The 26458-nt window shown below is 68.9% G+C and carries 27 protein-coding genes; 9 read left to right on the forward strand and 18 right to left on the reverse strand.

Annotated elements, in window-relative coordinates; genetic code table 11:
- Positions 1 to 115 precede the first annotated feature (115 nt).
- Positions 116 to 604, forward strand: coding sequence for a cupin domain-containing protein (locus tag ABEB03_RS21605; protein WP_345651639.1), 489 nt, complete (start codon positions 116 to 118; stop codon positions 602 to 604).
- 224 nt (positions 605 to 828) lie between these two features.
- Here ABEB03_RS21605 and ABEB03_RS21610 read toward each other — a convergent pair whose 3' ends face one another.
- A complete protein-coding gene (locus ABEB03_RS21610; RefSeq protein WP_345651642.1) occupies positions 829 to 1137 on the reverse strand; it encodes a hypothetical protein in 309 nt (102 codons plus the stop codon).
- Positions 1138 to 1290: 153 nt separating this feature from the next.
- Here ABEB03_RS21610 and ABEB03_RS21615 point away from each other — a divergent pair, with 153 nt between their 5' ends.
- Complete coding sequence (locus tag ABEB03_RS21615; protein WP_345651645.1) at positions 1291 to 2517, forward strand: PP2C family protein-serine/threonine phosphatase; 1227 nt, start codon at positions 1291 to 1293, stop codon at positions 2515 to 2517.
- 76 nt (positions 2518 to 2593) lie between these two features.
- On the opposite strand, the gene ABEB03_RS21620 is transcribed toward ABEB03_RS21615, so the two are convergent.
- Positions 2594 to 3073, reverse strand: a complete 480-nt coding sequence (locus tag ABEB03_RS21620; protein ID WP_345651647.1) for a hypothetical protein — start codon at positions 3071 to 3073, stop codon at positions 2594 to 2596.
- A 91-nt stretch (positions 3074 to 3164) separates the two neighbouring features.
- Here ABEB03_RS21620 and ABEB03_RS21625 point away from each other — a divergent pair, with 91 nt between their 5' ends.
- Entirely contained in the window at positions 3165 to 3590 is a 426-nt protein-coding gene (locus ABEB03_RS21625; protein ID WP_345651649.1) for a MerR family transcriptional regulator, read from the forward strand.
- A 214-nt stretch (positions 3591 to 3804) separates the two neighbouring features.
- On the opposite strand, the gene ABEB03_RS21630 is transcribed toward ABEB03_RS21625, so the two are convergent.
- On the reverse strand, positions 3805 to 4164 hold the full coding sequence (locus tag ABEB03_RS21630; RefSeq protein WP_028801131.1) for an ArsR/SmtB family transcription factor: 360 nt from the start codon (positions 4162 to 4164) through the stop codon (positions 3805 to 3807).
- Between the two features lie 185 nt (positions 4165 to 4349).
- Positions 4350 to 4724 (reverse strand): globin family protein, encoded by a 375-nt coding sequence (locus ABEB03_RS21635; RefSeq protein WP_345651654.1) that lies wholly within the window; start codon positions 4722 to 4724, stop codon positions 4350 to 4352.
- A 477-nt stretch (positions 4725 to 5201) separates the two neighbouring features.
- On the opposite strand from ABEB03_RS21635, the gene ABEB03_RS21640 reads away from it, so the two are divergent.
- A complete protein-coding gene (locus ABEB03_RS21640) occupies positions 5202 to 5405 on the forward strand; it encodes a cold-shock protein (protein WP_028801133.1) in 204 nt (67 codons plus the stop codon).
- A gap of 151 nt (positions 5406 to 5556) precedes the next feature.
- Here the strand turns inward: ABEB03_RS21640 and ABEB03_RS21645 are convergent, their stop codons facing one another.
- The 9 genes from ABEB03_RS21645 to ABEB03_RS21685 form a co-directional block, all read right to left on the reverse strand.
- Positions 5557 to 6132, reverse strand: coding sequence for a GNAT family N-acetyltransferase (locus tag ABEB03_RS21645; RefSeq protein ID WP_345651660.1), 576 nt, complete (start codon positions 6130 to 6132; stop codon positions 5557 to 5559).
- A 200-nt stretch (positions 6133 to 6332) separates the two neighbouring features.
- Positions 6333 to 7307, reverse strand: coding sequence for an antibiotic biosynthesis monooxygenase (locus ABEB03_RS21650; RefSeq protein ID WP_345651665.1), 975 nt, complete (start codon positions 7305 to 7307; stop codon positions 6333 to 6335).
- A 6-nt stretch (positions 7308 to 7313) separates the two neighbouring features.
- Positions 7314 to 10031 (reverse strand): molybdopterin-dependent oxidoreductase, encoded by a 2718-nt coding sequence (locus ABEB03_RS21655; RefSeq protein ID WP_345651669.1) that lies wholly within the window; start codon positions 10029 to 10031, stop codon positions 7314 to 7316.
- Positions 10028 to 10855, reverse strand: coding sequence for an FAD binding domain-containing protein (locus ABEB03_RS21660; RefSeq protein ID WP_345651671.1), 828 nt, complete (start codon positions 10853 to 10855; stop codon positions 10028 to 10030). Before ABEB03_RS21660 ends, ABEB03_RS21655 begins: the two co-directional genes overlap by 4 nt.
- 286 nt (positions 10856 to 11141) lie before the next feature.
- Positions 11142 to 11810 (reverse strand): shikimate kinase, encoded by a 669-nt coding sequence (locus ABEB03_RS21665; RefSeq protein ID WP_345651673.1) that lies wholly within the window; start codon positions 11808 to 11810, stop codon positions 11142 to 11144.
- 194 nt (positions 11811 to 12004) lie between these two features.
- Positions 12005 to 13093: a MerR family transcriptional regulator gene (locus ABEB03_RS21670; RefSeq protein ID WP_345652680.1), complete on the reverse strand. Its 1089-nt coding sequence runs from the start codon at positions 13091 to 13093 to the stop codon at positions 12005 to 12007.
- Positions 13094 to 13980: 887 nt separating this feature from the next.
- Positions 13981 to 14682, reverse strand: coding sequence for a 2-phosphosulfolactate phosphatase (locus tag ABEB03_RS21675; protein WP_345651675.1), 702 nt, complete (start codon positions 14680 to 14682; stop codon positions 13981 to 13983).
- A gap of 242 nt (positions 14683 to 14924) precedes the next feature.
- On the reverse strand, positions 14925 to 15422 hold the full coding sequence (locus tag ABEB03_RS21680) for a hypothetical protein (RefSeq protein ID WP_345651677.1): 498 nt from the start codon (positions 15420 to 15422) through the stop codon (positions 14925 to 14927).
- An 88-nt stretch (positions 15423 to 15510) separates the two neighbouring features.
- On the reverse strand, positions 15511 to 15981 hold the full coding sequence (locus ABEB03_RS21685; RefSeq protein WP_345651680.1) for a GNAT family N-acetyltransferase: 471 nt from the start codon (positions 15979 to 15981) through the stop codon (positions 15511 to 15513).
- A 424-nt stretch (positions 15982 to 16405) separates the two neighbouring features.
- Between ABEB03_RS21685 and ABEB03_RS21690 the strand changes: the two genes are divergently transcribed.
- On the forward strand, positions 16406 to 17134 hold the full coding sequence (locus ABEB03_RS21690) for a type 1 glutamine amidotransferase (RefSeq protein ID WP_345651683.1): 729 nt from the start codon (positions 16406 to 16408) through the stop codon (positions 17132 to 17134).
- Here ABEB03_RS21690 and ABEB03_RS21695 read toward each other — a convergent pair.
- Together ABEB03_RS21695 and ABEB03_RS21700 are read right to left on the reverse strand one after the other, a co-directional pair.
- Positions 17110 to 17235 carry a hypothetical protein gene (locus tag ABEB03_RS21695; protein ID WP_345651686.1) on the reverse strand — a complete coding sequence of 42 codons (126 nt, stop codon included), beginning with the start codon at positions 17233 to 17235 and terminating at the stop codon, positions 17110 to 17112. The two genes, ABEB03_RS21690 and ABEB03_RS21695, sit on opposite strands and share 25 nt — an antisense overlap.
- Before the next feature lie 151 nt (positions 17236 to 17386).
- Positions 17387 to 18070, reverse strand: a complete 684-nt coding sequence (locus ABEB03_RS21700) for a hypothetical protein (RefSeq protein ID WP_345651689.1) — start codon at positions 18068 to 18070, stop codon at positions 17387 to 17389.
- A 388-nt stretch (positions 18071 to 18458) separates the two neighbouring features.
- Between ABEB03_RS21700 and ABEB03_RS21705 the strand changes: the two genes are divergently transcribed.
- The gene (locus tag ABEB03_RS21705; protein WP_345651693.1) at positions 18459 to 19301 is read left to right on the forward strand and encodes a COG4705 family protein; all 843 of its coding nucleotides are present in this window, start codon (positions 18459 to 18461) and stop codon (positions 19299 to 19301) included.
- A gap of 147 nt (positions 19302 to 19448) precedes the next feature.
- Complete coding sequence (locus ABEB03_RS21710; protein ID WP_345651697.1) at positions 19449 to 20345, forward strand: COG4705 family protein; 897 nt, start codon at positions 19449 to 19451, stop codon at positions 20343 to 20345.
- On the opposite strand, the gene ABEB03_RS21715 is transcribed toward ABEB03_RS21710, so the two are convergent.
- The 3 genes from ABEB03_RS21715 to ABEB03_RS21725 form a co-directional block, all read right to left on the reverse strand.
- Positions 20323 to 21693 carry a sensor histidine kinase gene (locus ABEB03_RS21715; RefSeq protein ID WP_345651701.1) on the reverse strand — a complete coding sequence of 457 codons (1371 nt, stop codon included), beginning with the start codon at positions 21691 to 21693 and terminating at the stop codon, positions 20323 to 20325. The two genes, ABEB03_RS21710 and ABEB03_RS21715, sit on opposite strands and share 23 nt — an antisense overlap.
- Positions 21690 to 22349, reverse strand: a complete 660-nt coding sequence (locus tag ABEB03_RS21720; protein ID WP_345651704.1) for a response regulator transcription factor — start codon at positions 22347 to 22349, stop codon at positions 21690 to 21692. The genes ABEB03_RS21715 and ABEB03_RS21720 overlap by 4 nt, the downstream gene beginning before the upstream one ends.
- 585 nt (positions 22350 to 22934) lie before the next feature.
- Positions 22935 to 23594 (reverse strand): TetR/AcrR family transcriptional regulator, encoded by a 660-nt coding sequence (locus ABEB03_RS21725; protein WP_345651707.1) that lies wholly within the window; start codon positions 23592 to 23594, stop codon positions 22935 to 22937.
- Positions 23595 to 23813: 219 nt separating this feature from the next.
- Between ABEB03_RS21725 and ABEB03_RS21730 the strand changes: the two genes are divergently transcribed.
- On the forward strand, positions 23814 to 24791 hold the full coding sequence (locus ABEB03_RS21730; protein WP_345651710.1) for a quinone oxidoreductase family protein: 978 nt from the start codon (positions 23814 to 23816) through the stop codon (positions 24789 to 24791).
- Between the two features lie 135 nt (positions 24792 to 24926).
- Entirely contained in the window at positions 24927 to 26345 is a 1419-nt protein-coding gene (locus tag ABEB03_RS21735; RefSeq protein WP_345651713.1) for an aldehyde dehydrogenase family protein, read from the forward strand.
- The last annotated feature ends 113 nt before the right edge of the window (positions 26346 to 26458 follow it).

Raw genomic sequence — 26458 nt, forward strand, 5'->3', positions numbered from 1 at the left:
ACCACCCGTAGCGGCACACACCCGTCACGGGCCCCGGGAGGCCGCACCGCCCTCAGCGAGGCAGGCTGGATTCATGTCGTGTCTCGACCGACAGCGAAGGAGGAGACGACCGGTCATGTCCTACCCGGAGCCCCGCTACCTCGGGGCACAGGGCGAGATCACCGCTCTGTTCCGCCCCGCAGACACCTCGCCCGACATCACCTCACCCACGGGCAACCACACCCATTACCTCGCCACCCACACATCCACCGGCGGCGAGTTCGGCCTGTACCGGGTCGATCTGGGCCCGGCCTCCCCTGGCCCCAGCACCCACTTCCACCGGTCGATCTCGGAGTCGTTCTTCATCCTTTCCGGGGCGGTGAACCTCTTCAACGGCGACCAATGGATCACCGCCCGTCCCGGCGACTTCCTCTACGTGCCGCCCGGCGGCCTGCACGCCTTCCACAACGAGGCCGACGAGCCGGCGTCGATGCTTCTTCTCTTCACGCCCGGTGCGCCCCGCGAGGAGTACTTCGAGAAGATCGGCGAGGTGGCGCATCGCGGCGGCGACGAACTGCGGGAGTTCCTGCTGCGTCACGACAGTTTCTTCGTCGACCCGCCCTGAACCCGTCGGCGGCGTGGCCGCGTACACGTCGAGGATTCATCGCTCCTGGCCCCACAGGTGAGCCGTCGATCCACGGCACGAGCACGGTGACGGAAGAGAGCAAGCCGTGAACGTCCGCGACGCCCGTCGGAGGGAGGCGTCGTGCCTGCCGCTTCTTCGCGAGCCGCAGAAGCCTCGGCGCAGCCTCGTCCGGATCGTCGGCCCGGTACAGCACCAAGTAGGCCTCACCCGCGTCCGGTTCGCGCAGCAGAAGGCCATCGCATCGGGCGTGCCTGCTCGCCGGTGGCCAGGCGGGCGAGGCCGCGGGCTAGCCGCGCTTCGAACACGAGGGCCACCAGGCCGACGGTGGAGGCCACGAGGAAGAACCACCCGCGGCCGGCCCCGCCGAAGGCGTGCAGCACGCCGCCGAACCCGAGTCGGTGACCGGGGCTGCGGAGGGCGTGGCGCAGGCGGGTGTCGTCGGCCTGGACGTGCCGGTCGAGGGTGGAGGCCCAGGAGGGGAGGAGCCAGCCGTCCCCACGGTACGAGGACATGCGCGTTTGCTGCAGGATCAGTGGGCGACGCCGAACTGGCTGATCACACGGCTGGCGCATGAGGTGGGGCCCGGTCGAGCTCAGCCGACCGTTCTCGCCCTCGTCACGCGCTTGCCTGACGTGAGAAAGGCCGGGGTCGGTGTGAGACTGGGCATGGAAGGGGTGATCCCCGTGCCGGATCCGCCGCACGCGCCCTCCGGTCCCGACACCGCCATCGACGAGAACCGGCTGGAAGAGCTGATCGTCGAGGCGCAGACGGCCCTGCCGGTCGAACTGCCCGCCCTGGCGAACCGGTGCGCCTCGTCCCTCGGCCTGGACACCGCGCTGATCTACCTCGTCGACCTGCAACAACGGCTTCTCATCCCACTCGACGAGGCTCTGGAGCCGCTGCCCGTGGATCTCTCGTCGGCCGGCTGGGCCTACCGCACCGTGTCCCCGCGGGTGGCCGAGGCCGACGACGGCCTGATCCTCTGGATGCCCCTGGTCGACGGCGCGGAGCGGCTGGGCGTGCTGGCCGTGCGGACCGCCTCGCTCGACGGGATACGGATGCGGCGCATCCGGATGCTGGCCCATCTCCTCGCCATGCTGATCACCTCCAAACGCGCCTACAGCGACTGGCTCGCCGCCCGTACCCGCACCGCGACCATGCAGTTGCCCGCCGAGATGCTGCGAGCCTTCCTGCCGCCCCGCACCATCGGCAGCACCAGGTGCGTCTCGACCGCGGCGATGGAACCGGCGTACGACGTCGCCGGCGACGCCTTCGACCACTCGGTGGTCAAGAACATCCTGCACACCATGATCCTCGATGCCATGGGTCACGATCTGACCGCCGGCCTGACCACGTCGGTCGCCATGGCGGCGGCGCGCAACGCCCGCCGCGGCGGTGGCCACCTGGCCGACGTCGTCGGCTCCGTCGACCGGGCGCTCGCCCAGTGGCTGCCCGACCAGTTCTGCACCGGCGTGCTGTGTCGGCTCGATGCCGAGACCGGAGTGCTGCGCTGGGTCAATTGCGGTCACCCGCCACCACTGCTGATCCGTGCCGAGCGGGTGCTCGCCGGGGCGCTGGACAGCCCCCCACAGCCGCCGATCGGCCTGGCAGGCCCATTCGCCCCAGCAGGCCGGCAGGTCCACGAGACGACCCTGGAACCGGGCGATTGCGTCCTGCTCTACACCGACGGTGTCGTGGAGGCGCGCGACGCGGACGGTTCGGAGTTCGGCCTCGAGCGGTTCACCGACTTCATCATCCGCTCCCACGCCGCCGGAGAGCGCCCGGCCGAGGTGCTGCGGCTGCTCATCCAGGCCATCCTCGACTACCAGCGCAACCAACTGCGGGACGACCTGACCATCCTGCTCTTCGAATGGCGTCCGCAGACCCGATGACGCGTGGCATCGCGCGGACACGTCCACTGGCGAGCGGCACGGGGTGGGCGTGCTCGCGTGCTCGCGTGCTCCTACGTCACCGACTCGCTGTGCCGAGTGCGCGTCCGTCGGTCGAGCCGGCATCTTTGCCCGCGAGGTCCGCGCTTCGGACCCACCTCCACGGCACGAGCTGGAGGACGCCGAACGCCACCTCGACGCTGAAGAACAGCCACAGGAGTCGCGACACACCGTGGGCCAGGGCATACGCCTGCCATGCGGCGAACAGGGTGCGCGCGAAGCCGTCGAACAGGCCGTGTTCCGGCAGTGGCCTGACGATCCGCAGAACGGCCCAGACGACCACCACCGAGCCCATCAGATCGGCGTACAGAATCTGCCACGGGTCGAGTTCGGGCAGAGCGCCAAGTCCGAGCGCGCTGCCGCACGACGACAATGCGTCGTGAACCACGGCGTAGGTCCAGGGAGTTGCGAATCCGGCTGTGACAGCCAGGTCGTACCAGGCGCTTGCGCGCACGAGGCGGGGATAGCCGGGGTGCGCGGGGGCGCGAAGACGACTCACGATGAGGCTCCTGCTGGTGTCTCGGCAGCGATGCCTCACGCTAAACAGTGGAGTACGGTCCAAGGTCAAGCCCGACATCCGATGGAGGGGCATGCGTATCGGGGAGCTCGCCGCGCAGGCAGGCATGACCAGGGACACCATCCGGTTCTACGAGAAGGTCGGCCTTGTCGCAGGCCGGCGTCTGCCCAACGGGTATCGCGACTTTCCACCCGAGACGGTGGCCTGGCTGCAATACATCCGCACTGCGCAGGCGCTCGGATTCTCGCTGTCGGAGATCGCGCGGAACGGCGAGAAACTGCGCGAGGCACCGGACACCGCGGTAGCGCTGTCCGCGCTCTTCGAGGAGAAGATCCAGGTCGTCGACGCCCGCATCGCCGAACTCGCCGCTCTGCGGGCCGACCTGGCCACGCGCGTCGGCACTGGATGCCCACTGCGGGCGTCCGACCGGCCCGCAGGAGCGGAAGAGAGAAGTGACGCCGTTCCGACCGGTATGCGACAACCGGCGGGACAGCCGTAGGGGTCATGGGCGGCCGGAGAGCCGGAGCGGCGACAGCAAGGTCCTGCTCATTGCTCGAGAGTGTCGCAGCAGCGCCCGCAAGTCCCAGGGATGCATCCCGAGCCGAGCGGACGGGACTCACAGATGACCAGATCGAGTGCCCGACGAGACGGCAGAGCGCTGGGCCGGCCATCGGCTGGACCGGTTCGGCGGGGGCGAGGACAGCCGCCGCCTGTCAGCCGCTGCTGGACGGCACGGCAGTGGGCGGCTCGGCCTGACGAAGCTCGGCGAGGAGTTCGTTCTGTCCCGCCAGCAGCTCCGTCAGGATGCGCCGGGCGGCCCTCAGCAGCTCGGCGACGTCACCGCCGGCGAGCGCGTAGCTGACCGTGCTTCCGTCACGGATCGAGACGACGATGCCCGACCTGCGCAGGACCGCCAGTTGCTGGGAGAGGCTGGACGGCTCGATGTCGATGTCGGCGAGCAGGTCTCTCACGGAGACGGGACCGTGTTGCAGCAACTCCAGCACTCTGATGCGCACCGGATGCCCCAGCATCCGGAAGAACTCGGCCTTGGCCTGATAGAGGGGAACTTGCAAGACATACGCTCCCTGCGCGTCAGAGAGGACCCCGAGAGGGGATGCCGGGGAGGGGCGGGAGACTCGCGTGTCCCGCCCCGCACAACCGATCGTGCACCTGTACACCGCCCGGTTCCGCGAAATGGCGGAATGCGGATATGGAGAGTTGCAGAACTCTTCACATCGCAGGCACGCGAAGATTTCCGTCACACGGCGAGCTGTTGCTCCACGTTCTTGAGCTGATGCCTGGCCATGGCCAGATTGGACCTGGCCCTGTCCAGCACCAGGTACAGGAACAGGCCGTTGCCGTCCCGGCCGGTCACCAGCCGGATGAGGTGGTACTGGTGCCCAAGAGTGATGAGGATGTCCTCGATCTGCCCGCCTAGGCCCACCTGCTCCATGGCCCGGACCTCCGCGCGGATCACGTCGGTGTTTCCGGCTGCTGCGACCATCAGGTCGAGGTCGGCCCCTCCGCCCAGGGTTCCCAGCGCCATCCCGCTGCTGTAATCCACAACGGCGGCCCCCACCGATCCCTCGACGGCCGTCATCAGCTCCTTGAGCGAAACTTCCACACTGGCCACGGTCTGCTCCCCTCCATCGCTCGGCCGGGCGGATGCCCGCCCGCCGTGGCAGACACGGTAGGAGCGTGCTGCCTTCTCACGTCCCAAGTGCCAACTAGTTGCCAGAACCTGACAGGAAGTCCGCCGAATCACTTCCCTCCCCGACCACTTCGGCAGGCGACGAGGCAGGCCGGCCATCGCCGGTGATGCCCGGCCCTACGGCGACTCGTGCCCGTTATGTCGTGCCGCAGGGACCCGGGGCGAGCGGCCGGGCCCTGTCGGGCGGCGGGTCGGCGTGCACGGTCCTGGGGTCCCGCGTGAGCCGCGCAGAACACCCTGTTTCCTGGCCCTCACCAGCGATCGTTTCAACGTGAGGCATGGACCTGCTGTTATGACGAGCAGTGGGTGGTGTAGAACAGACGCGGGGTGTTGCTCGCTCGCGGGCGTCCCCTTTTCATAGACCAGCCGGGCATTCCGGCTATATCGAAGGACAGCAGCATGGCCAGCGGTACCGTGAAGTGGTTCAACGCCGAGAAGGGCTTCGGATTCATCGAGCAGGACGGCGGCGGCCCGGACGTCTTCGCCCACTACTCCAACATCGCCGGGAACGGTTTCCGCGAGCTCGTCGAGGGTGAGAAGGTCACCTTCGACGTCGCCCAGGGCCAGAAGGGCCCCCAGGCCGAGAACATCGTCCGCGGCTGACAAGACGTAGCCAAAGGCAGTGAACGGGGCTCGGCGCATCGCCGGGCCCCGTTGTGCTGCGGGGTGAGCCGGCAAGGAACGGTGAGCCACCTTGCTGCCACGGACACGGATCGACCTCCGGCCCTGCACCAACGCCGCCGACGTCCCCGAACTACCCCGCCGCTGATGTCCGGGCCCCGTCGTGGCCCGCTGGATCGGCAGACCACACGCCGAACCACTGCTCGGCGCCGTACTCCTCGAACCGCTCCACCTCGGTGAAACCCAGCTTCGCCGCGAGGCGCATCGCGCGGTCGTTGGCGGTCTGGGTGCAGAGCACCACCGGCTCGCCGGGAAACGCGCCGCCGAACCAGTCGAGTGCCGCCGCGCATGCCTCAGCGGCGTACCCGCGTCCCCACGCCCGCGGCAGGAACATGTAGCCGAGTTCGGCCTCCCCGCCATCCGGTCGGACGTGGCCCGGCCGCTCCGCGTCGCGCCGATCCAGCGTGATCATGCCGATCATCGCCCCGTCGAGATCGACCACGAAAAGGCCAGGGCGTCGTCCAGGCACCTCGGGCACCGCGCGCTCGACCTCGTCACGCGATCGAGCGCCTCCGATGTAGGTGCCCACCTCGGGCGAGGCGAACAGCTCGATGAACGCTGCACGGTCCCGGGCCCCGGACTCGTGGAGCACGAGCCGCTCGGTCCGGATCGGGGCAGGTGGCCAGGTGCTGGGTCCGAGCTCAGTCATGGCCCGCAACGTATCGCACCCCTGTCGGTGGGCAGCGGCCCGGGAGTTTCGTACCTCGAATTCGGACCGCCGCCGAGTTCGCTGCCCGGGGCGGCGCAACACCCCACCTGCGGACGTACGCCGGAGAGTTCACACACCGGCATCCCCGCAGGACCTCGCCGACAGGTCTCCCGGCAGGTGCCCGTCCGTGCGGGCGCCGGTCAGGGCAGCGTCCAGAACCGGACCGTGACGAGGTAGAAGACGGCCGCCCAGAAGGCCATGGCCACGGCGACGAGGCCGAGGCCGCGGAGGTTGGTTCTCGTCGCCGATTCGTTCGGGGGTGGCCGCAGCCATCGGCCGAGCAGCGGGTTCACGTAGTAGGGCATGGTCAGGAAGCTCATGAGGAAACTCGACAGCAGGTTGCCCACGAGCAGGCCGATCCAGAGGCGCATGTGCAGTGGGGACAGCGCGAGCGTCAGCAGTACGACGGTCGGGTACAGGCCGACCCATATGGCGAGGGAGGTCCTGGCCTCGGAGGGCGGCGGCGGTGCCTCCTTGCCGTTTCCCTGGAAGGCGAACCAGCTGCCGAACGAGTTGTCGATCGTACGCAGATTGAAGTCGCTGAATCTCTCGCCCTCGGCCAGGATCTGCTGGCGTTGGGGCGATGTCAGCCAGGCGTCGAGGTGCTCGGCGCTGTCGTAGCGGTAGAGCGTGGTCCATTCCTCCTGGAGCCCCTCGATGGGGCGGAAGAGCTCGGTCCCGCGAAACCCCTCGAACTTGCTCTCCTCCTGGACCATGTGGTTCTGCCAGTCGAGGAATTCGTCGACCTGGTTCGGGTGGACGCGGTGGGTGACCACCACGGTGACCAGCGGATCCAGTGACTGGGTGCCGCTGCTGACCACCTGCTGCGTGGCCGGACCGTCGAAGTACTTGGCGCCGACGTCGAGAAACGTCTGCCTGGTCCCGCTGTTGATCCACGCCTGCAGATGTGCCACCGAGTCGAACCGGTACACGATGACCCAGTCGGGCTGCAGAGATGTCGGCGGGGAGATCTCGGCGCCGAGGAAACCGGGGTAGTAGGCGGCCGCGGTGTTGAGGTCCTCCTGCCACGACTCGAATTCCTGCTCCATCCCGGGCAGGACTTTCTGGCCGATGATCGCCGTCGCTGCGGCGGCTACGTTCCGTTCGGCGTTCATGGTGGCTCAACCCGCCGACACCGACTGCTCCGCGGGGAGTCGGCCGTAGACGCGTTCCGGAGTCAGCGGCAGGGCCCGGTAACGGACGCCCGTGGCGTCGTGCACCGCGTTCGCGAGCGCGGGGGCGACGGGGTTGATACAGCACTCCGCCATCCCCTTCGCCCGCATGGGCCCGACCGAGTCCGCCGAGTCCACCAGGAGGACCTCGGTGCGGGGGATGTCGGCGTAGGTCGGGATGCGGTAGTTCCGCAGGTTCGGGTTGGTCATGACGCCGTTGTCGTCGACGTGATGGTTCTCGGTCAGCGCGAAGCCGATTCCCTGGGCGACGCCGCCCTCCACCTGTCCTCGGACCTGTACCGGGTTGATGATCACCCCGGCGTCCGCCGCCTGCACGCTGTACAGGATCCGTATCTCGCCCGTCACGCGGTGCACGGCGACCCGGAAGCCCTGCGTGTTGGAGGTGACGTTCCGGGGCGAGCCGTACGCCTTGCGTGCGGCGGTGAAGCGGATTCCGCGCGCTCGGGCCAGCGCGACGAGTTCTGCCAGCGACACCCGCCGGTCCCCGCAGACGACACCGTCGTCGTCCATCGTGCACATCACGACGTGGACGCCCGTGTGTGCCGCGGCGAAGTGCAGGATGCGGTCGCGCACGGCGTTGGCCGCCCGCAGGACCGCGTTGCCGGCCACGAAGAGGCCCGCGCTCGCGAAGGCACCGGTGTCGAAACCCGTGCGGTCGGTGTCGGACTGCACCAGGCGGATCCGCGACGGCGTCGTGCCCAGCTGATGGGCCGCGATCTGGACGTGGGCCGTGGAGGTTCCCTCTCCGAACTCCACGGTCCCGACGGCCAGTTCGTAGATGAGATCGTCGCCCAGCGTGACCCAGGCCTCGGAGAGGTGCTCCGTCGGGGGCGCGGTCTCGTGCAGGGAACTCGCCACGCCGACTCCGACGAGCCACCCGGGGCCGGGAGGCGGCCGGTCGGCCGTCCGGGCCAGTGCGTCCTCCACCAGGTCGATGCACTTGGCGAGTCCGTCCTCGGTGAAGATCACGTCGTCGGGGCCGTCGTCCATCGCGACCAGGGGATCGCCCGGCCGGACCATGTTGCGGCGGCGCAGTTCCAGCGGGTCGATGTGGAGGGCGCGGGCCAGTTCGTCCATCGCCGACTCCACGGCGAACGCCGGCTGCGTCATCCCGTAACCGCGCAGCGCGCCGCTCGGCACGGTGTTCGTGTAGACGGAGTACGCGTCGTACTGCTTGTTGGGGCAGCGGTAGATCATGACGGCGGCTCCGCCCGCGTACAGCGTTTCGCCGCCGTGGTTGCCGTAGGCGCCGGTGTTCGACACATTGCGTACCTGGACGGCGGTGAGCGTTCCGTCGGCCTTCGCCCCGAGCTTGACCGTCAGAGTCATCGGATGCCGCGGCGAGGCCGTCGTGAACTCCTCCTCACGGGTGTACTCGAGGCAGGCGGGCCGTCCGGTGTCCAGGGCGGCGAGTGCGACCAGGTCCTCGGCGATCACCTCCTGTTTGCCGCCGAATCCGCCGCCGACGCGCTTGCAGAACACCCTCAACTGGTCCGGGCGCAGCGCGAACAGATACTCCAGTTTGACCTTGGCGATCGACGGTGACTGCGAACTGGTGCGGACGTTCAGCCGGCCGTCCTCCATCCAGGCGATCGCACCGTGGGTCTCCAGATGCGCGTGCTGCACCCGCGGTGAGAAGTAGGTGCCTTCGTGGATCACGTCGGCCTCGGTGAATCCCGCCTCCATGTCGCCGACGCGCGAGTGGAGTTCGAGCAGGATGTTGTGCACGGGGTCGCGGACGAACGGATCGTGGGAGCCGTGCAGCTGGGGTGCGCCGTCGGCCATCGCCGCCTCCGGGTCGAACACCGCCGGCAGCACCTCGTACTCGACCGTGAGACGCCGGCAGCCCTCCTCCGCCGCCCCGACCGTGTCGGCAAGGACCGCTGCGACGCGCTGGCCGGCGAAGCGGACCGTGTCGTCGAGGATGCGGGTGTCGTCCGGGTCGACCAGATGGTCGGTGTGGATCGCCGTGGTGAAGCGTCTGCGGGGTACGTCCTGCCAGGTGTAGACCCGGTGCACGCCGGGCACCGCGAGGGCGGCCCTCTTGTCGATCGAGAGGATCCGGGCGTGCGCGTGCGGTGAGTGCAGCACCTTGAGGTGCCGCATGCCGTCCATCTGCGTGTCCATGGTGAACTCGGCGTGACCCGTGACCACGTCGTGGCCCGCGGGCGCGCCGACGCTCGTCCCGACGGCCTTGCCCGGTGCTGCCGTCTCCACCGCGCTGACGCCCTTCACGGCGTCCTCGATCGCCCGATATCCGGTGCAGCGGCAGAGGTTGCCCTTCAATGCCCTCGGCAGATCCGCCTTCTGGTCCTCGGTGAAGGTCGCCGACGTCATGATCATCCCTGCGGTGCAGAAGCCGCACTGGAACCCAGGAGCCCCCTCGAACTGCCGCTGCATGGGATGCAGGGCGCCGGGTCGTCCGAGGCCCTCGATCGTGGTCACCTCGCGGCCGTCCGCGCGGAACGCGGGGGTGATGCAGCTGTGTACCGGCGTGCCGTCCAGCCACACCGTGCAGGCGCCGCAGTCGCCCGCGTCGCAGCCCTTCTTGACGCCGAAGTGACCGAGTTCGCGCAGGAAGGTGCGCAGGCACTGGCCGGGGGCCGGCTCCCGGTCGAACTCCCTGCCGTTGACGTGGTAGTTCATGCCAGGTCCCCAGCCGTGAGTTCGCGGCGGATCTCTTCGGCGAAGTGCCGTGTCAGATGCCGGCGGTGGTCAGGGGTTCCGTTGGGATCGGCGAACCAGACGTCGGCGGGTAGGGCGTCGATGCTCTGCCGCAGGGTTCGGGCATCGGGCAGGGAGTCGAAGGCGATGCGGACCGGCCGCGTGGTGCCGGCGGTGATGGTGAGCAACAGGTCTCTCGCTTCCGGCCGTTGCGTGCCGACGAGGAACACGGTCGAACGGCCGAGCCGGGTCAGCGTGAAACGGCGCCGTACGGTCCGTTTGCGCAGTGCGTGCTCCGGAACGGTGATGCGACGGAGGATCTCCCCGGGCGCGAGGACGTTGCGGTGGTCGCCCGTGACGAAATCGAGGGCGTCGACGAAGCGCACGGAGCCGTCCGACGCCCACAGTTCGTACTGCGCCTCCAGCGCCACCGTCAGCGTGATCATCGGGCCGGCGGGCAAGGACATGCAGATGTTTCCGCCTACCGTCGCCGCGTTCCAGACCTTGAACGAGGACAGGAACGCCTCACAGCTCTCCCGGAAGAGACTTCCGGCGGTCCAGCCCTCCGGCCATGGGAACACGTACAGGTCGCGAATGGTGCAGGTGGCGCTCATCTCCAGTCCCTCGTCCGTCGTGACAAGGGACTCCCAACGCAACGCCGTCAGATCGATCAGCCGTCGCAGGTCCGGCTGCTCCGTGGAGTAGAGCCATGTTCCGCCTGCGAGCCAGGCGTCACCCTCGTGCCAGTCCATACCCGGCCGCTCGCACGGTCGGCGGACTACTTCGGTGATGGTGTTGAGGTCCATGAGAGCCGGCCTACGGGGGAGCGGAATGCGGGAAGACGTCTGTCCCCCGGTGATGTAGATCCTGCTGTTCGAGCAAGCGTTGGCCGCCGCTCCGCACCGGTCGGGGCGGCTGCGCCACGAGGGACCGACGGGCCCCAGGTGCGTTTGCCACAGTTTATCCCAGTATGTTGGTCGGAGCCCGATCGGCCGTGACTGAGAGTGGTCGAAAGATCACGGCACGTGACAGGTGACGCGGCGGGACGTCGGCGACCGCGAGGCAGATCGCCACTCGGTGTGCCGGCCGACGTCAGAGCCGGAACGCTGTGGTCACCTGCTCGGCGAGATCATCTTCCGTCATCGTGATGTCGACCTGAACAGTGCGGAGTTGAAGGCGCTCGGTTTCGTCCCGGAGGCGTTGTGTGAACATGCGATCGCGTTCGGCGAGGTTGCGGCCGGCCCGCGCGGGATCGCTGGTCCTCGATACGAATCCTTCTTCCGCAGCCGACCGACTCAGGATGGCCGCCTCGCGGAACTCCGGGGTGGGGAGGAGCCAGACGGCGTGCTCAGGAGCAGCAAGCAGAGGCTTCACGAGGTGCGGGAGCAGCCGGAACCCCTCGACGACGACGCACGGCTCCTGCGGCAGACGAAGGAGATCTTCGACGATCAGACCGAAACCCTCACCCCGGAACCAGTGGAACGTCTCGAGCATGACCTCCGGAGAGCGGTTCACCCATCGCTCGTCCATGCTCATGCCGATGAACCGGTGCAGGAACGGGGCCTCCTCGGACGTGGTCCGCCCCGCGTGCTCGTGCATCACGTCATCGGTCGCGAAGAAGCGCCAACCGTGGCGGTCGGCAAGTCGGCGGGCCGTCGTCGACTTGCCTGCACCGCTTCCGCCCCCGATCCAGTAGACGTGCCGCAGCCGTGCCGCAATCTCTGCGGCGCCGGTCACCTCTTCATACGGCTGGGGCTGCATTCCGCTCCTGTCCACGAGGACGACGAAGGCGAACCTCATTGTGCTCCTCACCATGGTCGACGGACTCGAAGGTCCGCCGCAGTGAAGCCGGCGTGGCCCGATCGGGTGCGGCTCGGCGGTCGGCAGTCCGAGGTGGCCGCTCGGCTACTGTTTCCGGCGGGTCAGCCCGCTTGCGGCGTCTCGCGCACGACGGTTCAGGCCACGAGCAGGCGGAGGCCGAGCTCCGCCGCGTAGAGATCGACGAGGTCGCGGTTGCGCTCGACCCACCGGCCTGAGGACAGGTCGTCTCGGAGCCTGTCCACCGCCCGCTGCTCGGCCTTCGGCCCGACCCTGGTCCATACCGAAACCGCGCGGCGCACATGTTCGTCCAGGTACGCCTCGGGCCGGCGCCAGTACGCCTCGAAGAAGCCGTCAGCGCAGTCCCACGGGATGAGCACCGGTTCGATGCGAGCCCCGATCGCGCGGGCCAGCTGGTCCACCGAGGGGCGGCCGGCGACGAGGTCGGCGACCTCAGGCAGGTAGTCGCGGGAGAGCCAGAACCTTTGACGCCAGCCGGTGTCACTTGAGTCGTGCGTGAACACCACGACGCGGCGGGCCACGCGCCGCATCTCGCGCAGCCCGGCGATCGGGTCCTGCCAGTGGTGAACGGTGCTGAAGGCCATCGCCGCGTCGAAGGACTGGTCCTCGAACGGGAGGCTCTCCGCGGCGGCGGCCACGCACGGCGCCGCCCCCGCGGGACGCTGTGCCCGCATGACCGCCGACGGCTCCACCGCGGTCACGTCGCGGTCCGGGGGTTCGTAGGAGCCGGTGCCGGCACCCACGTTCAGCACCGTCCGTGCGTCCCCGAGCGCGTCCCAGACCCTCGCGGCGATCCGCGGCTCGGTGCGTCGCGTCGCTGGGTAGGCGGACCCGATGGCTTCGTACAACTGCGCCCCGAACACCTTCAGTTGCTCCTCCGGCGTCGTCCTGATCCCCATTGCCCGTGCCTCCAGTTCCCTGTCTATGGCCGTCACCATGGCGGCCGCGCGGTCGCGCTGTTCCAGCAGCAGACCGCGCAGCCGGTGCAGGCGCGCGACCGCGTCGGTGGCCGGGTCGTCGACCAGATCCGCGATCTCGCGCAATCCGAAGCCCAGCCGCCGGTAGGCGAGCACCTCCCGCAGTCGCTCCAAGTCGTCCGCCGAGTAGGCCCGGTATCCCGCCGCGGTCCGCGCGGATGGCCGCGCGAGGCCGATCTCGTCGTAGTGATGCAGCGTGCGGACGCTCACGCCGGCCAGTTCGGCCACGCGCCCCACGGTCAGATGTTCTTCCACGCCACCGACCATGCGGCATCACGCCACGTGAGGGTCAAGCGCTGCGCCACTGGTACCCCGTCGCTCGACCATCGCGTCGGCCAACAGGCCCGCGTTGTCGAGCGGTCAGGGTGCAGGGCGAGATCGACCACGATTCCACTGGGCGGCTCCACCAGGTCCTGAACACCGGCCATACCGCCTCGCCCCCCACCGCGGATCGCAGGCTGACCTCACCACTCCGGATCGGGAGTCGGACCTGCGGTGCAACTCGGCTCCCGACACCGGCGGCGGTGCATCTCGCAGTCAGGGACAAGGCCGACGACTCCCTCGGCTGTGCCGTCATCTGCTGGCGACGTGTCAGGAGTCCTCAGCAGGCGCGGAGCCGTCCCTCAGAGTCGCTGGCCTTGGAGGGGTATCAGGACATGTCACGTTCCTGATGCGGGTGGACACGTTCGATGGTCGGAACCGACCCTCAGCTCGCGACGTCCGCGCAAAAGGCGGAGGCGTTGTACGTAGCCGGGACGTTCGCCGTGTTGTGGATGTATACCTGCCAAGACGTGTTCGATGGAGTAGGCCCTGAGCTGAACGCGATGTCGGCTTCCTGGCCTGCGGGTTGTGGAGGCGTGGCTGGGCCATGACTCGGATGGCGCAAGGCTGGTCTTTCGCCCGTCGGAGTCGGCGCAGGGAGAGAGCTGGGCGCCTGCAAGGTCATGAAGTCGAATTCCTTGGAGCCGCCGCGACCCCGCGCACCTCACCGGCTGATCGCCAACCCGGGCCATCCACGGTTGCCGCAGGCCACTTGGCAAGTTCAGTGCGGCCCGTCGAGCCGCCCGGAGGTTGACTCCCACATGTGCATGGAGAGAGTCGGACCTCACCAACGATCAGAACGAAGTCTCGTCGGCCGGTGAAGGCGCGGCGCACTGACGCAGGACCATGAGCGGGCCCTCCAAGGCCGCCACCATGGCGAAGGGAAAACGGTCGAGCTCGAGGCAGAGTGCGACGTCATCGGGATGGACTCCTTGACGCACCCCCTCCGTCAGCTCGGCAGCGGCGCGCGACTCGGCAGCGCGGCGAAGGTACTCAGCAGCAGGCGTCCCAGCCTCCGTGGCCCTCCGAGCGATGTACTGAGCACACGCCAGATCCTCATCAGCCTGGCCGTCTTCGCCGGTGACCACGAACGTGACCCTGTCACTCTGGCGCGTCCGCAAGACGCGAGCCGTTGCCTCCGCCACCACGAAGCCGGCGCACAGCACCAGCGACGCCTCCTTGACCGCGAGGGCGCCGACCGTTCCAGCCGTGGTCTTCTGCACCACGGTCCGTCCGCCGAGGTCGACCGACCTCAGCAGGCCCGGCGAGTTGACGGCGCCGAACCCGGGTGCGGGCGGACCGTCCTTGAGTGCCACCCAATCCGGGTGGCGAGCTTTGAGCGCCAGGGCTTCGTCCAGCGACTCGGCAAGAACGATCTTCTCCGCTCCCTGGGCAAACGCCCAGGCGGCCACGGTGAAAGCCCGCATGACGTCGACGACGACCGCCACGGACGGAGTTTCGACCAGCTCAGTGATGCCAAGGAAACGAGCGTCCATCCGGACATGATCGCGCATGCTCAACCCGAAGCACCCGCACGGTGATACGCATCACGTCAATGGTCTCGCCAGGCAACACCTCCCACTGAATCGACAACAACCGGCGCGGTCGACAGCCGTCGCGCGAGGCAGGGACACGCATCCCTGGGCCGCAGGGATTTTCGCCCCTCGCAGCCTCGCTGTTACGGCGTACGGCCGGCCTGCATGAGGCGTGGAGGGATAGTCGTCCCGCTCGTGCTGCGTCAGGTGGCGCGGCGCTGCTCTTGGACGGCCTTCATGAGGTCTTCGATGGCGGACCGGGATTCGCGGTCGTGCCGCTCGTCGATCGCCTTGAGCGCGGCGGCCGCTGCCTCGCGAATGTGATGGGGAAGCCCGTCGGCGGCCGTGAGTTGGTAGGCGGCGTTGCGGCGCGCCCTGCGCTCGGCGGCGTCCACCGCGTCGGGGCCGGACAGCGGAAAGACGGAGGCGCTGTACGCGGATATCCCCAGCACCATCATGTCGGCGATGCCGTCCGCGTACCCGAGGGCGGCGGCCTCCCCTCGGCCTTGCCGAATGGTTGCGACGATGCGACGGCGGGACAGGGCCGTGCCCACGGCGGCGCCGCCGCCCAGGGAAAGGCCGCAGGTGACGGCGAGAAACGGCCCGCCCCAGGCGAGGCCGGTGAATCCTCCGAGGACCGCGAGCGCCACCGTCCATGCGGCGGCGGTCCGGGAGCTGATCTGCTCGGGCGTGGTGTCCATGGGAGCAGTGTGTCAGCAGGGACGGACGGCACCGGTGCGGGGCGAGCCTGGGTCGCGCGACCGTCAGGAGACTGTCTGCCAGCTGTGCTCACTGGGCGGGAAGCGCGAGCCGAAGGACGATCTCGCCGTCGTCGATCTCCCCGGTGGGCTCGAAACCGAACTTCTGGTAGAAGGGCCACGGTTCGCCGTCGCCGGGATCGTAGCTGGTCAGCAGCTCGGTGGCGCCGTCGGCGCGAACCAGGGCGGCGATCTGGGTGAGCGTCTCCCGGCCGATCCCTCGCCGCTGGTGCCGCTTGTCGACCAGGAGGCGCCAGATGAAGTGTCGGCCTTGGTAGGGACCAGCAGGCGGCTTCCACGACAGCATCACGAAGCCGACCGGCTCGTCGCCGACATACATGGCGCGGTACCAGGGATTGGTCTCCGGCTTCTTGGCCGCCTCCTTGAGCGATCTGGACACGGAGGCGACGAACTGCTTCTGGCGGCGTCGGACGCGGAGGGCACGAACGGCGTCCCGGTTGTCGTCGGTGATCTCCCGCAGTTCCACGTCCGGGGACCTCATGGCACACCCTTCCTGCACACGGCGGCTGTGCCATCCGGCCCGACGTGAAAGGCCGTCGCCGTGCGGCCATGCACGCAGTATCAGGGACATCAGGTTGGACGTCCTCGCAGCGTAATGGGCACAGCGGACCTGGAGCGGGACTGGCACGCCGGGCTGTGACCGGTCGGGGGCGGCTGCTTGAACCTGGGTGGAGACGACGAGATCCGCCAGGACTGACCCGTAGAGGCTCCGGGCGATCCAGAGGCAGAAGATCTCCTCGAGTATGTCGGCCTCGCCTCCCTGCCGGGTCGCGATGCGGGACATGGCTCTCGGAGCAGGGTGGCGGATGGACCGTTGACGTCGCGTGTCGCACCCTGATCTGCTGCCGTGATCAGCGTAGAGACCGACGCAGGGAACGCAGATGCCGAGCAGGGGAGCTGAGACGATGACGCCCTCGCACGCACCGGGCCCGCCGACCGCCGTGGTCGTACAGAACACCACGAGCGGCGGCCCCGGACGAGTCGGGACCTGGCTGGTCCAGGCGGGAGTCGGCCTAGAAGTGCTGCGTCCCTACGAGGGTGAGGCCCTGCCCCGGACTCTCGACGGCAGGCCGCTTCTCGTGCTCGGCGGCGGCTTCCTGCCGGACGACGACGAGCGCGCGCCATGGCTCCCCGCCACCCGCCGCCTCGTCGCGCAGGCGCTGGACGACGGCACGCCCGTCCTCGGCATCTGCCTCGGTGGCCAGTTGCTCGCACAGGTCGCGGGCGGCAGCGTGCGGGCGCGTCACGGGCAGCCCGCGTTCGGGACCACGCAGATCCGGCTGCGCCCCGAAGCCGCCGACGATCCGCTGCTGCACGGGCTCGGGGCGACGGTGCCCGCGATCGAGCGGCACGTCGACGCGATCACCGAACTCCCGCCGGGAGCAGCCTGGTTGGCCTCCAGCGCGTCCTGCCCCCACCAGGCGTTCCGGGTCGGGGCGCGGGCCTGGGGTGTGCAGTTCCACCCGGAGGCGGAGGCCGAACGGATCGCGGGTTGGGACAGGGAACAGCTGGCCCGCCAGGGCTTCGACAGGGACCGGCTGCACGCCGAGGCCGTGGCCGCCGAGGACGCGGCGGTCTCGACGTGGTCGGTGTTCACGCGGAGGTTCGCTCAGGTGTGCGCGAGGCTGCCGTGAGCGGCTGCGAGGACGGCGGGCCGGCGGCCCGGCGTCGCCATCAGGCCGATGCCGAACGCGGGCACCACCGCCGAGACCCGGACCCCGCTCCTGTGACGCACGCGATGGCCGCCACCTTCGCTTCAGGGGCTCGGGCCCCTCCTGGTTCTGCGGGTTGTGCGATGTCGCGACCACCGCCAAAGCTGTGGGTGCTGCACTGTCCGTGAATCCGCGAAAGGAGTCGAGTACGGGAACCGTCCGAACGCCCTCGGCTCACGGTTCCCGGAGGTCTGGTGTGTCCTGCATGACGGCATCCGCGGAGGCATAGAGGAACTCCAGGAGCTTGCCGTATGCCTCGCCGTGCGCTCTTTCCGACTCCGCCCCGTGCTGTGGTGTTTCTGTCCCATGGTCAATCGCGTGCAACCAGTCCATGACACCGCTGAAATCCGACGCCAAGGCGCCAGTGGCCGCCTGCGCTGCCGCCAGGGCGCCGCTTGCCGCCTGTGCCACGGCCCGGGCGCTGCTTGCCGCCGGCGCCGCGCCGGCCGTTCGGCTCGGACCTTCGACATAAATGACGTGCAGAAGGCGGTTGAGGTGGCGGTGCAGAGCACGTGCTTCATTCCAGAGGCGACGTGCGGCCTGACGGCGCTCTTCGCGTTCTTCGGGAGGGTCGCTTGGCGCGATGCCTCCCAGTTTGATGGCTGCCTCGGCCAATGTCCCATGGACTTGACTCCAGCCTTCAGCGAAGGCCAGGTAGGCGCTCTTGCGTGATTCGCGAAGACCGCGAGTCCGTTCAGCATCCAGTTGAAGGCGTGCTTGCCCCAACTGCGTCTCGGACTGGATCTTTGCCTGTTGCTCTGCCTTCCTTCCGGTGATCCACGCGGATGCCGTAGCGCCGACTGCGCCTACGGCGGCGCCGATGACGCCACCGAGGAGTCCTGCAAGTCCTGCGTCCATGACGTGATTGTGCTGGCCAGGAGGTGCGCGTTGCCAGTGGGGCGCGATGGTTGTGACTGGCTGCTCAACTCGGCCGCGGTGGGCCTGTGCTGGTGAGGGCGGCGCTGCAGGCGGTCTCGGTCACCGCCTCAACGGGCGTCACTCAGGCTCCGTCTGACGCATAATCAATTGCCTTCGGCTCGCGGGGGTCGCTGCACCCAAAGAATCCAGGCAGTGGTAGGACGGCGGGCGGAGCCCGTGCCGATGGTGCTGCCGTTGAGGGCTTCAGGCGCTGATGCCTGTCTGGCGGGTCTGGCGGGAACGGATCAGTTCGAGGCCGATCAGCCGGGAGACGGCGCTCGGCGGCAGTCAGGATGCGTTCAGGTGCGTGGTGGCACGGTCACGTCCCATGACATATGAGACGTCCAATTCCTCGGCGATAGCCGGGGCGGGAAGCCCGGTTGCCCCGTCTTCCGGTCACCGACTGCGTTGGAACAAGGTGCCCGAGGTCACCGCCTACTTCTGGGTGATCAAAGTACTGTGCACGACGGTCGGAGAGACCGCGGCGGACCTGTTGGCCGAGAAGGCCGGACTGGGCCTGACGGGTGTGTCGGTGCTGATGAGCGCGGTTCTGGCGGTGGTCCTGGTCGTCCAGTTCCGCACGAAGGCCTACCGGGCGGGCGTGTACTGGGCGGCCGTGGCTCTGATCAGCGTCGTCGGTACGCTGATCAGCGACAACCTCACCGACAACCTGGGCGTGCCCCTGGAGACCAGCACCACGGTGTTCGCCGTGATTCTCGCGGTGGTCTTCGCGGTCTGGTACCGGCGTGAGCGGACGCTGTCCATCCATCACATCGACACCACCAGCCGTGAGTCCTTCTACTGGCTCGCCGTCCTGTTCACGTTCGCTCTGGGCACGGCTGCCGGGGACCTGGTCTCCGAGCGCATGGATCTCGGCTACTGGCTGTCCGCGGTGCTCTTCGCCCTGGCGATCGGCGCTGTGGCCGTCGCGCACTTCGCGCTGGGCCTCGACGCGGTGTGGAGCTTCTGGATCGCCTACATCCTGACCCGCCCGCTCGGCGCCTCGATCGGTGACTACCTGTCCCAGCCGTCCGCGGACGGTGGCCTGGGCCTGGGCACCGTGGTGACCAGCGTGCTGTTCCTGGCAGTGATCCTCGCACTGGTGGTGTATCTGGCCGTTTCCCGCAAGGACGTCACCGATCCGGAGTCGGGAGCTCGGCAGGTGGCCTGATCCTCCGACAGGCATTCAGGCCGCGTTCAGGCTCGCTGTGTCACGGTCGACATGCTGGCTGCTATGTGTGGTCGGCTCATCCAAGCAGAGCGCTCGCCCGCGTCTCGGGGCGGGCGCTCTGCCGTTCGGCACGATCAGGAGCATCACGTGGAGAAACCAGAGGTTCTCAACGGCGCCGACGCGGCGAGCATGTCGACCACTGCGGTGATGAAGAAACTGCCAGAGGTCACACTGGCATTCTGGATCATGAAGATCGCCGCGACGACTCTCGGCGAGACAGCGGGCGACCTCTTCGCGCAGACCCTGAAACTCGGCTACTTCCTCACCACGATCGCGCTGTTCGCGATCTTTGTGGTGACCCTGGTCGTCCAGCTGCGGTCCCGCCGCTACAACCCGTTCTTCTACTGGACCGTGATCCTGTCGACCAGCATGGCCGGCACCACGATGTCCGACTTCATGAACCGCGACGCCAGCGCCAGGTACCTCTCCGACGGCGCCACTTCGCTCGGCTGGGGACCGCAGGGCCTCGGCCTGGGCTACCCGGCCGGAGCGGCCATCCTGATCTCGATCCTCCTGGCCATCTTCTTCGCCTGGAAACTGAGCGGGATGACGTTCCAGATCCGTGACATCGTCAGTTTCCGCGGCGAGGCCCTGTTCTGGTCCGCGATCCTGGTGTCCAACACGCTCGGCACCTCGATGGGCGACTTCCTGTCCGACAGCTCCGGCCTCGGCTACGCAGGGGGCGCGCTGCTCGTGACCGGCGTACTCGCGCTGCTCCTCGCGCTGACGAAGGTGCCCACGGTGCCGAACGTGCTGCTGTTCTGGATTGCTTTCGTCCTCACCCGTCCTCTCGGTGCGACGGCGGGAGACTTCCTCACGAAGCCGGTCGCCAAGGGCGGTCTTGACCTCGGTACCGCGGGTTCGTCGGCCGTCCTCGTTGCCGTTCTGTTCGGCCTGATGGTCCTTGCCCAGGCGCAGGAGCGCAGGGGCAGCACCGCGGCGGGCACGAAACGGGGGCAGGTCAGCCGCCGGCGGGCAGACTGACGGTGAATCTGGCCCCGGAAGCGTAGGTGGCGTCGTAAAGGACCTCGCCGCCGACGGCACGGGCCAGGCGCCGCGCGAGCGGAAGTCCGAGCCCCGCCCCGTCGTGTCCGTCATCGGCGTCGGCACGCTGCCCCGGCCGGAACAACTCGCCGACGAACGCCTCCGGCACGCCCGGACCGTCGTCGACGACGTCGATGCCCACTGCGCCGGGCATGGTCCGCGCGGACACGGTCACAGTGGACTCGGCGTAGCGGGCGGCGTTGGCCAGCAAGGGACTGAGGATCCGTTCGAGCAGAGCGGGCGCGACCGCCGCCCGCAGCACCGGATCCTCGGTCTCCAGCATGGTCTTCAGCCGCTTCGGATCCTCGGTGTCCTTGAGCAGGCGCTGCAGGACGGGTACGACGTCGGTGGTGCCGGGAACCGTCGCCGGGTTCAGGGCACTCTCGCGGGCGTCGTCGAGCAGCGTGTCGCAGATCGTGCGCATGGACTGCGCGGCCTCGGCCATTACCACCTGGGCCGCACGGATCTCGTCGGCGGAGCGGGGCCGGGCCTGTAGCCAGTCGAGCTCGATGACGATCCGGGTGAGCGGGGTGCGCAGTTCGTGGGACAACTCCCCGGTCAGCTGTTGCTCGTGCCGCAGCACGGTGCGTATGCGGTCCAGGAGGGCGTCGAGTGAGGCGCCCAGATCGGTGAGTTCGGCCGGTTGGTGCGCGGCGCCGAAACGGTCGTCCGAGCCCACGGCACTCCACTGGGCGGCCTGGTCGGTCATGGTCCGCACGGGACGCAGCGCCCGGCCGACGGACAGGCGGGTGAGCACGTACGTGCACCCGAGCATCACGGCGTCCAGGACCAGGGAGCCCAACAGCAGGGTGTCGGCGGAGCTCCGGTACGGGCCGAGGTCCAGGGCGGTGACGACCTCGGCGGCATGGCGGCCGGCCACGGCCAGCGCGCACAGCCGGACGGGCTGACGGTCCTGGACCGTCGTGCAGGCGTACGGGCGCTGCGCGGCCAGCCGGTCCGCGGCCTCGGTCAGCTGACTGTCGGCCCCGGCAGAGGGCGGCTTCTCCAGCAGTCGCCCGCTTGCGTAGACCCACACGTTCGAGTCGAGGAGCCGGTCGTTGGCGGTCTCCAGGACCCGCACCCGGCTGCCGCTGGTGTCGACGGTGGTGGCCACCGCGTCCGCCCGGGTGTGCAGTTCGCTGTCCGCCTGGTGTTGCAGGTGCCGGTCCATCACCACGTTGAACACCACGGTCAGGACCGTCATCAGCAGTGCAGCGGTGGTCAGTGCCACGAGGGAGAGTCGGCCGCGCAGGGTGCGGGGGGTCAGGTGGCGCGGGGGGTGGTTCATGTCAGGCGGTGTCCGATCCCGCGGGCTGTGCCGAGGGTCAGGGTGCTGCCTGCCTGGCGTAGTTTGCGGCGGAGTCGGGTCAGGTACTGGTCGAGGGTGTTGTCGCTGACGTGTGCGCCGTCGGGCCAGCCGGCGCGGACGAGGTCGATGCGGCGCACGATCGCACCGTCTGCGGCGATGAGTGTGGCCAGGACCCGGAATTCGGTGGGGGACAGGGTGACCGGTGTGCCGTGGGCGGTCATGGTGTGGTTCACGGCGTCCAGGACCAGGTCGCCGGTCGTGGCCGGGGTCGGTGGGGTGGATCTTTTGAGTGCGGCTCTGAGGCGGGCGGCGAGTTCGGCGAGGTGGAAGGGTTTGGGCAGGTAGTCGTCGCCGCCGGCGGAGAATCCGGACAGCCGGTCGGTGAGCTGGTGGCGGGCGGTCAGGAAGATCACGGGGCCTGGGAAGCCGTTGGCTCGCATGGCCTGGCATACGTCGCGGCCGTCTGCGTCGGGCAGTCCGATGTCCAGGACTGCGGCCGAGACGGCGGGGGTCGCCAGGCGCAGGGCCATCGCTCCGTCGGGGGCGGGCAGGGGGTCGAAGTCGTCGGACAGTCCGCGGCGCAGTGCGTCGCGCAGGGCGTGGTCGTCCTCAACGATCAGGATCTTGGAGCGCATGGGGGTCTCCCTCGGCCGGGCGGGGAGTCGTGCCCGCGATGAACGATCCACGCGGCCACCGGGCCGACGCGTGCCGAAGGCCGGCCGCACCGCCGTCGCTCGGTGCGGAGCCCTCAGGGTCGCCGAGGTGATCAGCAGACCGGCGGTGAGGGTGCCTGTGATGCTGTGGCCCGAGGGGGACGACCAGCCGGAGGCGCGCGTGGCCCGGTTCGTGTGCGGAGGCCGGGTCCGGTGTGGCCATAGGGTCAAAATCCTTTCCCGCGGACGACCCGATCAGGTCGAACAGGACGACACGACCGACTACAGATAAGTAGACCGTCTACTGCACTGTAGACGACGCCGGCGCCGGAAACGCTCCCGAACGAGCGCGTTTCGAGGCGTGCCGACGCGTTGACGGTGATCGTGCAGCCGCTTCAGCAGGCCACGGCGGGCGGGAACGCGGGGGAGGAGCCCGGGTTCGATGGCCGGCGCGACGGGTCGCCGATCGCAGTGCCCACAAGCGTGGCAGCCGCCGGATTCTCGACGAGGGCCCTCGCCCGGCCCGGCGGGTGTCCGGCGAGTCGGGGTGGGTGAAGAAGGGCCGGCTCAGCTCCCGTTGCGGGTGAGGCCGTCGCAGAGGGCGGTGAGGAGGCGGGTGAGGGTGGGTTCGAAGTCGATGCCGATGTGCGCGACGGCGGGTTCTTCCCGGTACAGCCGGGCGAGGTTCTCCCCCGGATGCCCGGCCTGCCACAGTGGCGCGGTCAGGGCGATGGTGGCGACGACGAGTTCCTGGGCCTGGTCGCGGTCGAAAGTGCTTGCCGTGCAGATGGCGCCGGTGACGACTGCCACGGCGTTGCCGGCGGCGTGTTTGAAGGTGCGGACGCGTTCATAGGTGACCTCGCGTTCGAGGCTCAGGGTGACATGGGTGAGCAGGTCGCAGAACAGGGGACGCTCGGCGAGAGGCGCGACCAGCGCGCGTGTCAGCTCCGCGCAGGTCAGGTCGCTGCGGCGGGACAGCTGCGCTGTGACGGCTCGTGACCAGTCCTCGTAACCCTCTTCGGCGAGGTTGAGCAGGATCTCCTCGCGAGAGGCGTAGTAGCGGCGTACGGCCGAGACGTGGACGCCCGCGTGCTGAGCGATCGCGGTGAGGGTGACCCCGCGAACGCCGTCGCGGGCGGCGAGGGCCCGGGCCGCCTCCATCAGGTCGGCGGCTCGCTGCGCCTTGTGCTCGGAGGAGTAGGCGCGCTGGAAGCCGGGCTTTGTCATGCCCAATACGGTAACGCAATCGACGTGCGTTGCAGGAGGTCGCCCCCCCCCTTCTCGCAACGCAAGGTCGTTGCGTTGACAACGCAACATGCTTGCGTTACGTTTTCGACGTCGCCACCGAAGAGATGCCAGGGATGCCTCTTGCGGGGCGACGGCCGCCCGGACTGTGAAAGATCCGCAGTGACGGCCGTACGGAAACGACGAAGTACGGAGTGCACCATGCGTGCGATCACCATCAATGAATTCGGCGGGCCGCAGGTTCTCACCGAGACGGAGCTTCCCGAGCCCCGGCCCGGCCCGGGCCAGCTCACCATCGACACCACCCACGCAGCGGTGGGCCTGGTGGACCTGTTCTTCCGCCGCGGGGACCTCGCGGGACGGTCCGGCATGGCGCAGCCGCCTCTCGTGCCCGGTCTGGAGGCCGCCGGGACCGTCCGCGCGCTGGGCCCGGGGGTGACCGGGTTCCAGGTCGGTGAGCCGGTGGTCACCCTGTCGCAGATGAGCCTGGGCGGCTATGCCTCGGTGACCCTGGCCGACGTGGCCATGACCGTCTCCCTCAAGGGTTCCGGTGTGGACCCCGCGCAGGCCGTCTCGGCCTTGCCCAACGCCACCACCGCCTATCTGGCCCTCACCCGGGTGGCGCACCTCCAGAAGGGCGAGAGCGTGCTCGTGCACGGCGTGGCCGGCGGTCTGGCCGCCACCTTCCCCGCGGTCGCCCGGTCACTGGGCGCCTCCCGCGTGGTCGGCACCGTCTCCTCGCCGGCCCGCATCAAGGACACTGAACATCTGGGTCTGGACGAGGTGTTCACCAGCGAGCGGTTCGTCAAGGAGCTGGCCGGCAGGCCGGCCGACGTGGTCGTCGACCCGGTCGGCGGCGATGTACGCACTGCCAGCCTGGACGTCCTGGCCCAGCTCGGCCGCATCCTCCTGGTGGGCCATGCCGCCCGGACCCCCGACACCCCGCTGACCGGCGACGACCTGTGGCATCGAAACGCGGCCATGCTCGGCTTCGCGGTGGGCCCCTACCTCGCGGCCCACCCGGATGCCGCCCGGCCCGCCGCCGAAAAGGTCGTCGACCTCCTCGCCCGCGGAGAACTGACGCTGCGTGTGGACGAACTGCCCCTGTCCCAGGCCGCGGAGGCACACCGCCGCCTGGAGGCGCGCGAGGTCCCGGGACGCCTCGTCCTCACGGTCTGACCAACCCGCCGCTGCGACCGACGCATCGTTCCCTGCTCCGGATCCGTGTACGGCGCCAAAGAAATCCACCGCCCCGCCCGAAGAGCGAACCACCGTGCTCTCTTCCGCCCCACAAAAGACTCAAGGACACCCTTCGTGAAGACCGTTAGCCAGCACCTCATCAACGGACGCTTCGTCGACTCGCACGGCCAGGACACCGTCGACGTCCACAACCCCGCGACCGGTGCACTCATCGGCCGCTCGATCCTCGGTGACGAGGTCGACACCGAGCGGGCCATCGCCGCGGCCAAGGCTGCCTTCCCCGCCTGGTCCGCGACCACCCTGGAGGAACGCAAGCGGTACCTCCAGCGCATCGCGGACGCCCTGACCGAGCGCATGGACGAGCTGGTCGCGATGACCGTCGCCGAGTACGGCGCCCCCGCCTTCTTCGCCGGCTACATGAACGGTCAGGCCCGCGACTTCTTCCTCCTGGCTCAGGACGTCCTCAAGGCGGACAACTTCGAGGAGAGATACGGCAACGCCACCGTCACCAAGGTGCCGCTCGGCGTGGCAGGTCTGATCACCCCTTGGAACGGCAACCCCTGGTTCATCGCCGGGAAGACCGCCTCCGCGCTCGCCGCCGGATGCACCGTCGTGGTCAAGCCCAGCGAACTGAGCACACTCCAAACGCAGATCCTCATGGAGTGCTTCGAGAAGGCCGACCTGCCGCCCGGCGTCATCAACGTGGTCAACGGCATCGGCCCGGTCGTCGGCAACACCATCACCCACAGCTCCGACGTCCAGAAGATCTCCTTCACCGGCTCCACCAAGGTCGGCAAGCAGATCATCCGCGACGCCACCGACACGATGAAGCGCGTCACTCTCGAACTCGGCGGCAAGTCCCCCACGATCGTCCTCGACGACGCCGACATGGACAAGGCGATCCAGTTCGCCCTCACCGCCGGCCTGCTCAACACCGGTCAGGCATGCATCGCCGGAACCCGCATCCTCGTTCCCGAAAGCCGGCTGGAGGAGGCCAAGACCGCCATCAGGACCGGGATCGAGGCCCTGGCGATCGGTGATCCGCAGGCACCCGACACGGTCATCCAGCCGATGGTGTCGCAGGGGCACTACGAACGGGTTCAGAGCTACATCCGCAAGGGCATCGAGGAGGGCGCCGAGATCCTGGTCGGTGGCGAAGGCAAGCCCGAGGGTTATGAGGCGGGCAACTACGTGAAGCCGACCGTCTTCGTCGGTGTCACCAACGACATGGCCATCGCCCAGGAAGAAATCTTCGGCCCGGTCCTGTCCGTCATCACCTATCGCGACGACGAAGAAGCCGTCGCCATCGCCAACGATGTCGCATACGGTCTGCACGCCTACGTCTACGGCGTGAACAAGGAGCGCGCCCGCGCGGTCGCCGATCGGATACTCGCCGGGCGAGTGATGATCAACGAGATCGTCGACGACCCCACCAGGCCGTTCGGCGGCTTCAAGATGTCCGGCCTCGGCCGCGAGTTCGGCATTCACGGCCTCGACGCGTACCTCGAAACCCGTACCGTCTTCGCCGGCTGACCCCACCCGCCGGTGCTGGTGCCCGTCCCCCGACGAGGGCCGGCACCGGCACCGGCGCCATATTTCGGGGCCCACCAGAACGGCCCCGGGGCGCTCGCGGAGTCGGTCGAAGA

The organism is Streptomyces siamensis (assembly GCF_039543605.1).
Taxonomy (GTDB): domain Bacteria; phylum Actinomycetota; class Actinomycetes; order Streptomycetales; family Streptomycetaceae; genus Streptomyces; species Streptomyces siamensis.

What these genes read in the sequence shown, in the direction of transcription:
- ABEB03_RS21605 (WP_345651639.1), top strand. Translation starts at nt 116, where the DNA reads ATGTCCTACCCGGAGCCCCGCTACCTCGGGGCACAGGGCGAGATCACC.
- ABEB03_RS21610 (WP_345651642.1), bottom strand. Translation starts at nt 1,137, where the DNA reads ATGTCCTCGTACCGTGGGGACGGCTGGCTCCTCCCCTCCTGGGCCTCC.
- ABEB03_RS21615 (WP_345651645.1), top strand. Translation starts at nt 1,291, where the DNA reads ATGGAAGGGGTGATCCCCGTGCCGGATCCGCCGCACGCGCCCTCCGGT.
- ABEB03_RS21625 (WP_345651649.1), top strand. Translation starts at nt 3,165, where the DNA reads ATGCGTATCGGGGAGCTCGCCGCGCAGGCAGGCATGACCAGGGACACC.
- ABEB03_RS21640 (WP_028801133.1), top strand. Translation starts at nt 5,202, where the DNA reads ATGGCCAGCGGTACCGTGAAGTGGTTCAACGCCGAGAAGGGCTTCGGA.
- ABEB03_RS21645 (WP_345651660.1), bottom strand. Translation starts at nt 6,132, where the DNA reads ATGACTGAGCTCGGACCCAGCACCTGGCCACCTGCCCCGATCCGGACC.
- ABEB03_RS21650 (WP_345651665.1), bottom strand. Translation starts at nt 7,307, where the DNA reads ATGAACGCCGAACGGAACGTAGCCGCCGCAGCGACGGCGATCATCGGC.
- ABEB03_RS21655 (WP_345651669.1), bottom strand. Translation starts at nt 10,031, where the DNA reads ATGAACTACCACGTCAACGGCAGGGAGTTCGACCGGGAGCCGGCCCCC.
- ABEB03_RS21660 (WP_345651671.1), bottom strand. Translation starts at nt 10,855, where the DNA reads ATGGACCTCAACACCATCACCGAAGTAGTCCGCCGACCGTGCGAGCGG.
- ABEB03_RS21665 (WP_345651673.1), bottom strand. Translation starts at nt 11,810, where the DNA reads ATGCAGCCCCAGCCGTATGAAGAGGTGACCGGCGCCGCAGAGATTGCG.
- ABEB03_RS21675 (WP_345651675.1), bottom strand. Translation starts at nt 14,682, where the DNA reads ATGGACGCTCGTTTCCTTGGCATCACTGAGCTGGTCGAAACTCCGTCC.
- ABEB03_RS21680 (WP_345651677.1), bottom strand. Translation starts at nt 15,422, where the DNA reads ATGGACACCACGCCCGAGCAGATCAGCTCCCGGACCGCCGCCGCATGG.
- ABEB03_RS21685 (WP_345651680.1), bottom strand. Translation starts at nt 15,981, where the DNA reads ATGAGGTCCCCGGACGTGGAACTGCGGGAGATCACCGACGACAACCGG.
- ABEB03_RS21690 (WP_345651683.1), top strand. Translation starts at nt 16,406, where the DNA reads ATGACGCCCTCGCACGCACCGGGCCCGCCGACCGCCGTGGTCGTACAG.
- ABEB03_RS21700 (WP_345651689.1), bottom strand. Translation starts at nt 18,070, where the DNA reads ATGGACGCAGGACTTGCAGGACTCCTCGGTGGCGTCATCGGCGCCGCC.
- ABEB03_RS21705 (WP_345651693.1), top strand. Translation starts at nt 18,459, where the DNA reads ATGACATATGAGACGTCCAATTCCTCGGCGATAGCCGGGGCGGGAAGC.
- ABEB03_RS21715 (WP_345651701.1), bottom strand. Translation starts at nt 21,693, where the DNA reads ATGAACCACCCCCCGCGCCACCTGACCCCCCGCACCCTGCGCGGCCGA.
- ABEB03_RS21720 (WP_345651704.1), bottom strand. Translation starts at nt 22,349, where the DNA reads ATGCGCTCCAAGATCCTGATCGTTGAGGACGACCACGCCCTGCGCGAC.
- ABEB03_RS21725 (WP_345651707.1), bottom strand. Translation starts at nt 23,594, where the DNA reads ATGACAAAGCCCGGCTTCCAGCGCGCCTACTCCTCCGAGCACAAGGCG.
- ABEB03_RS21730 (WP_345651710.1), top strand. Translation starts at nt 23,814, where the DNA reads ATGCGTGCGATCACCATCAATGAATTCGGCGGGCCGCAGGTTCTCACC.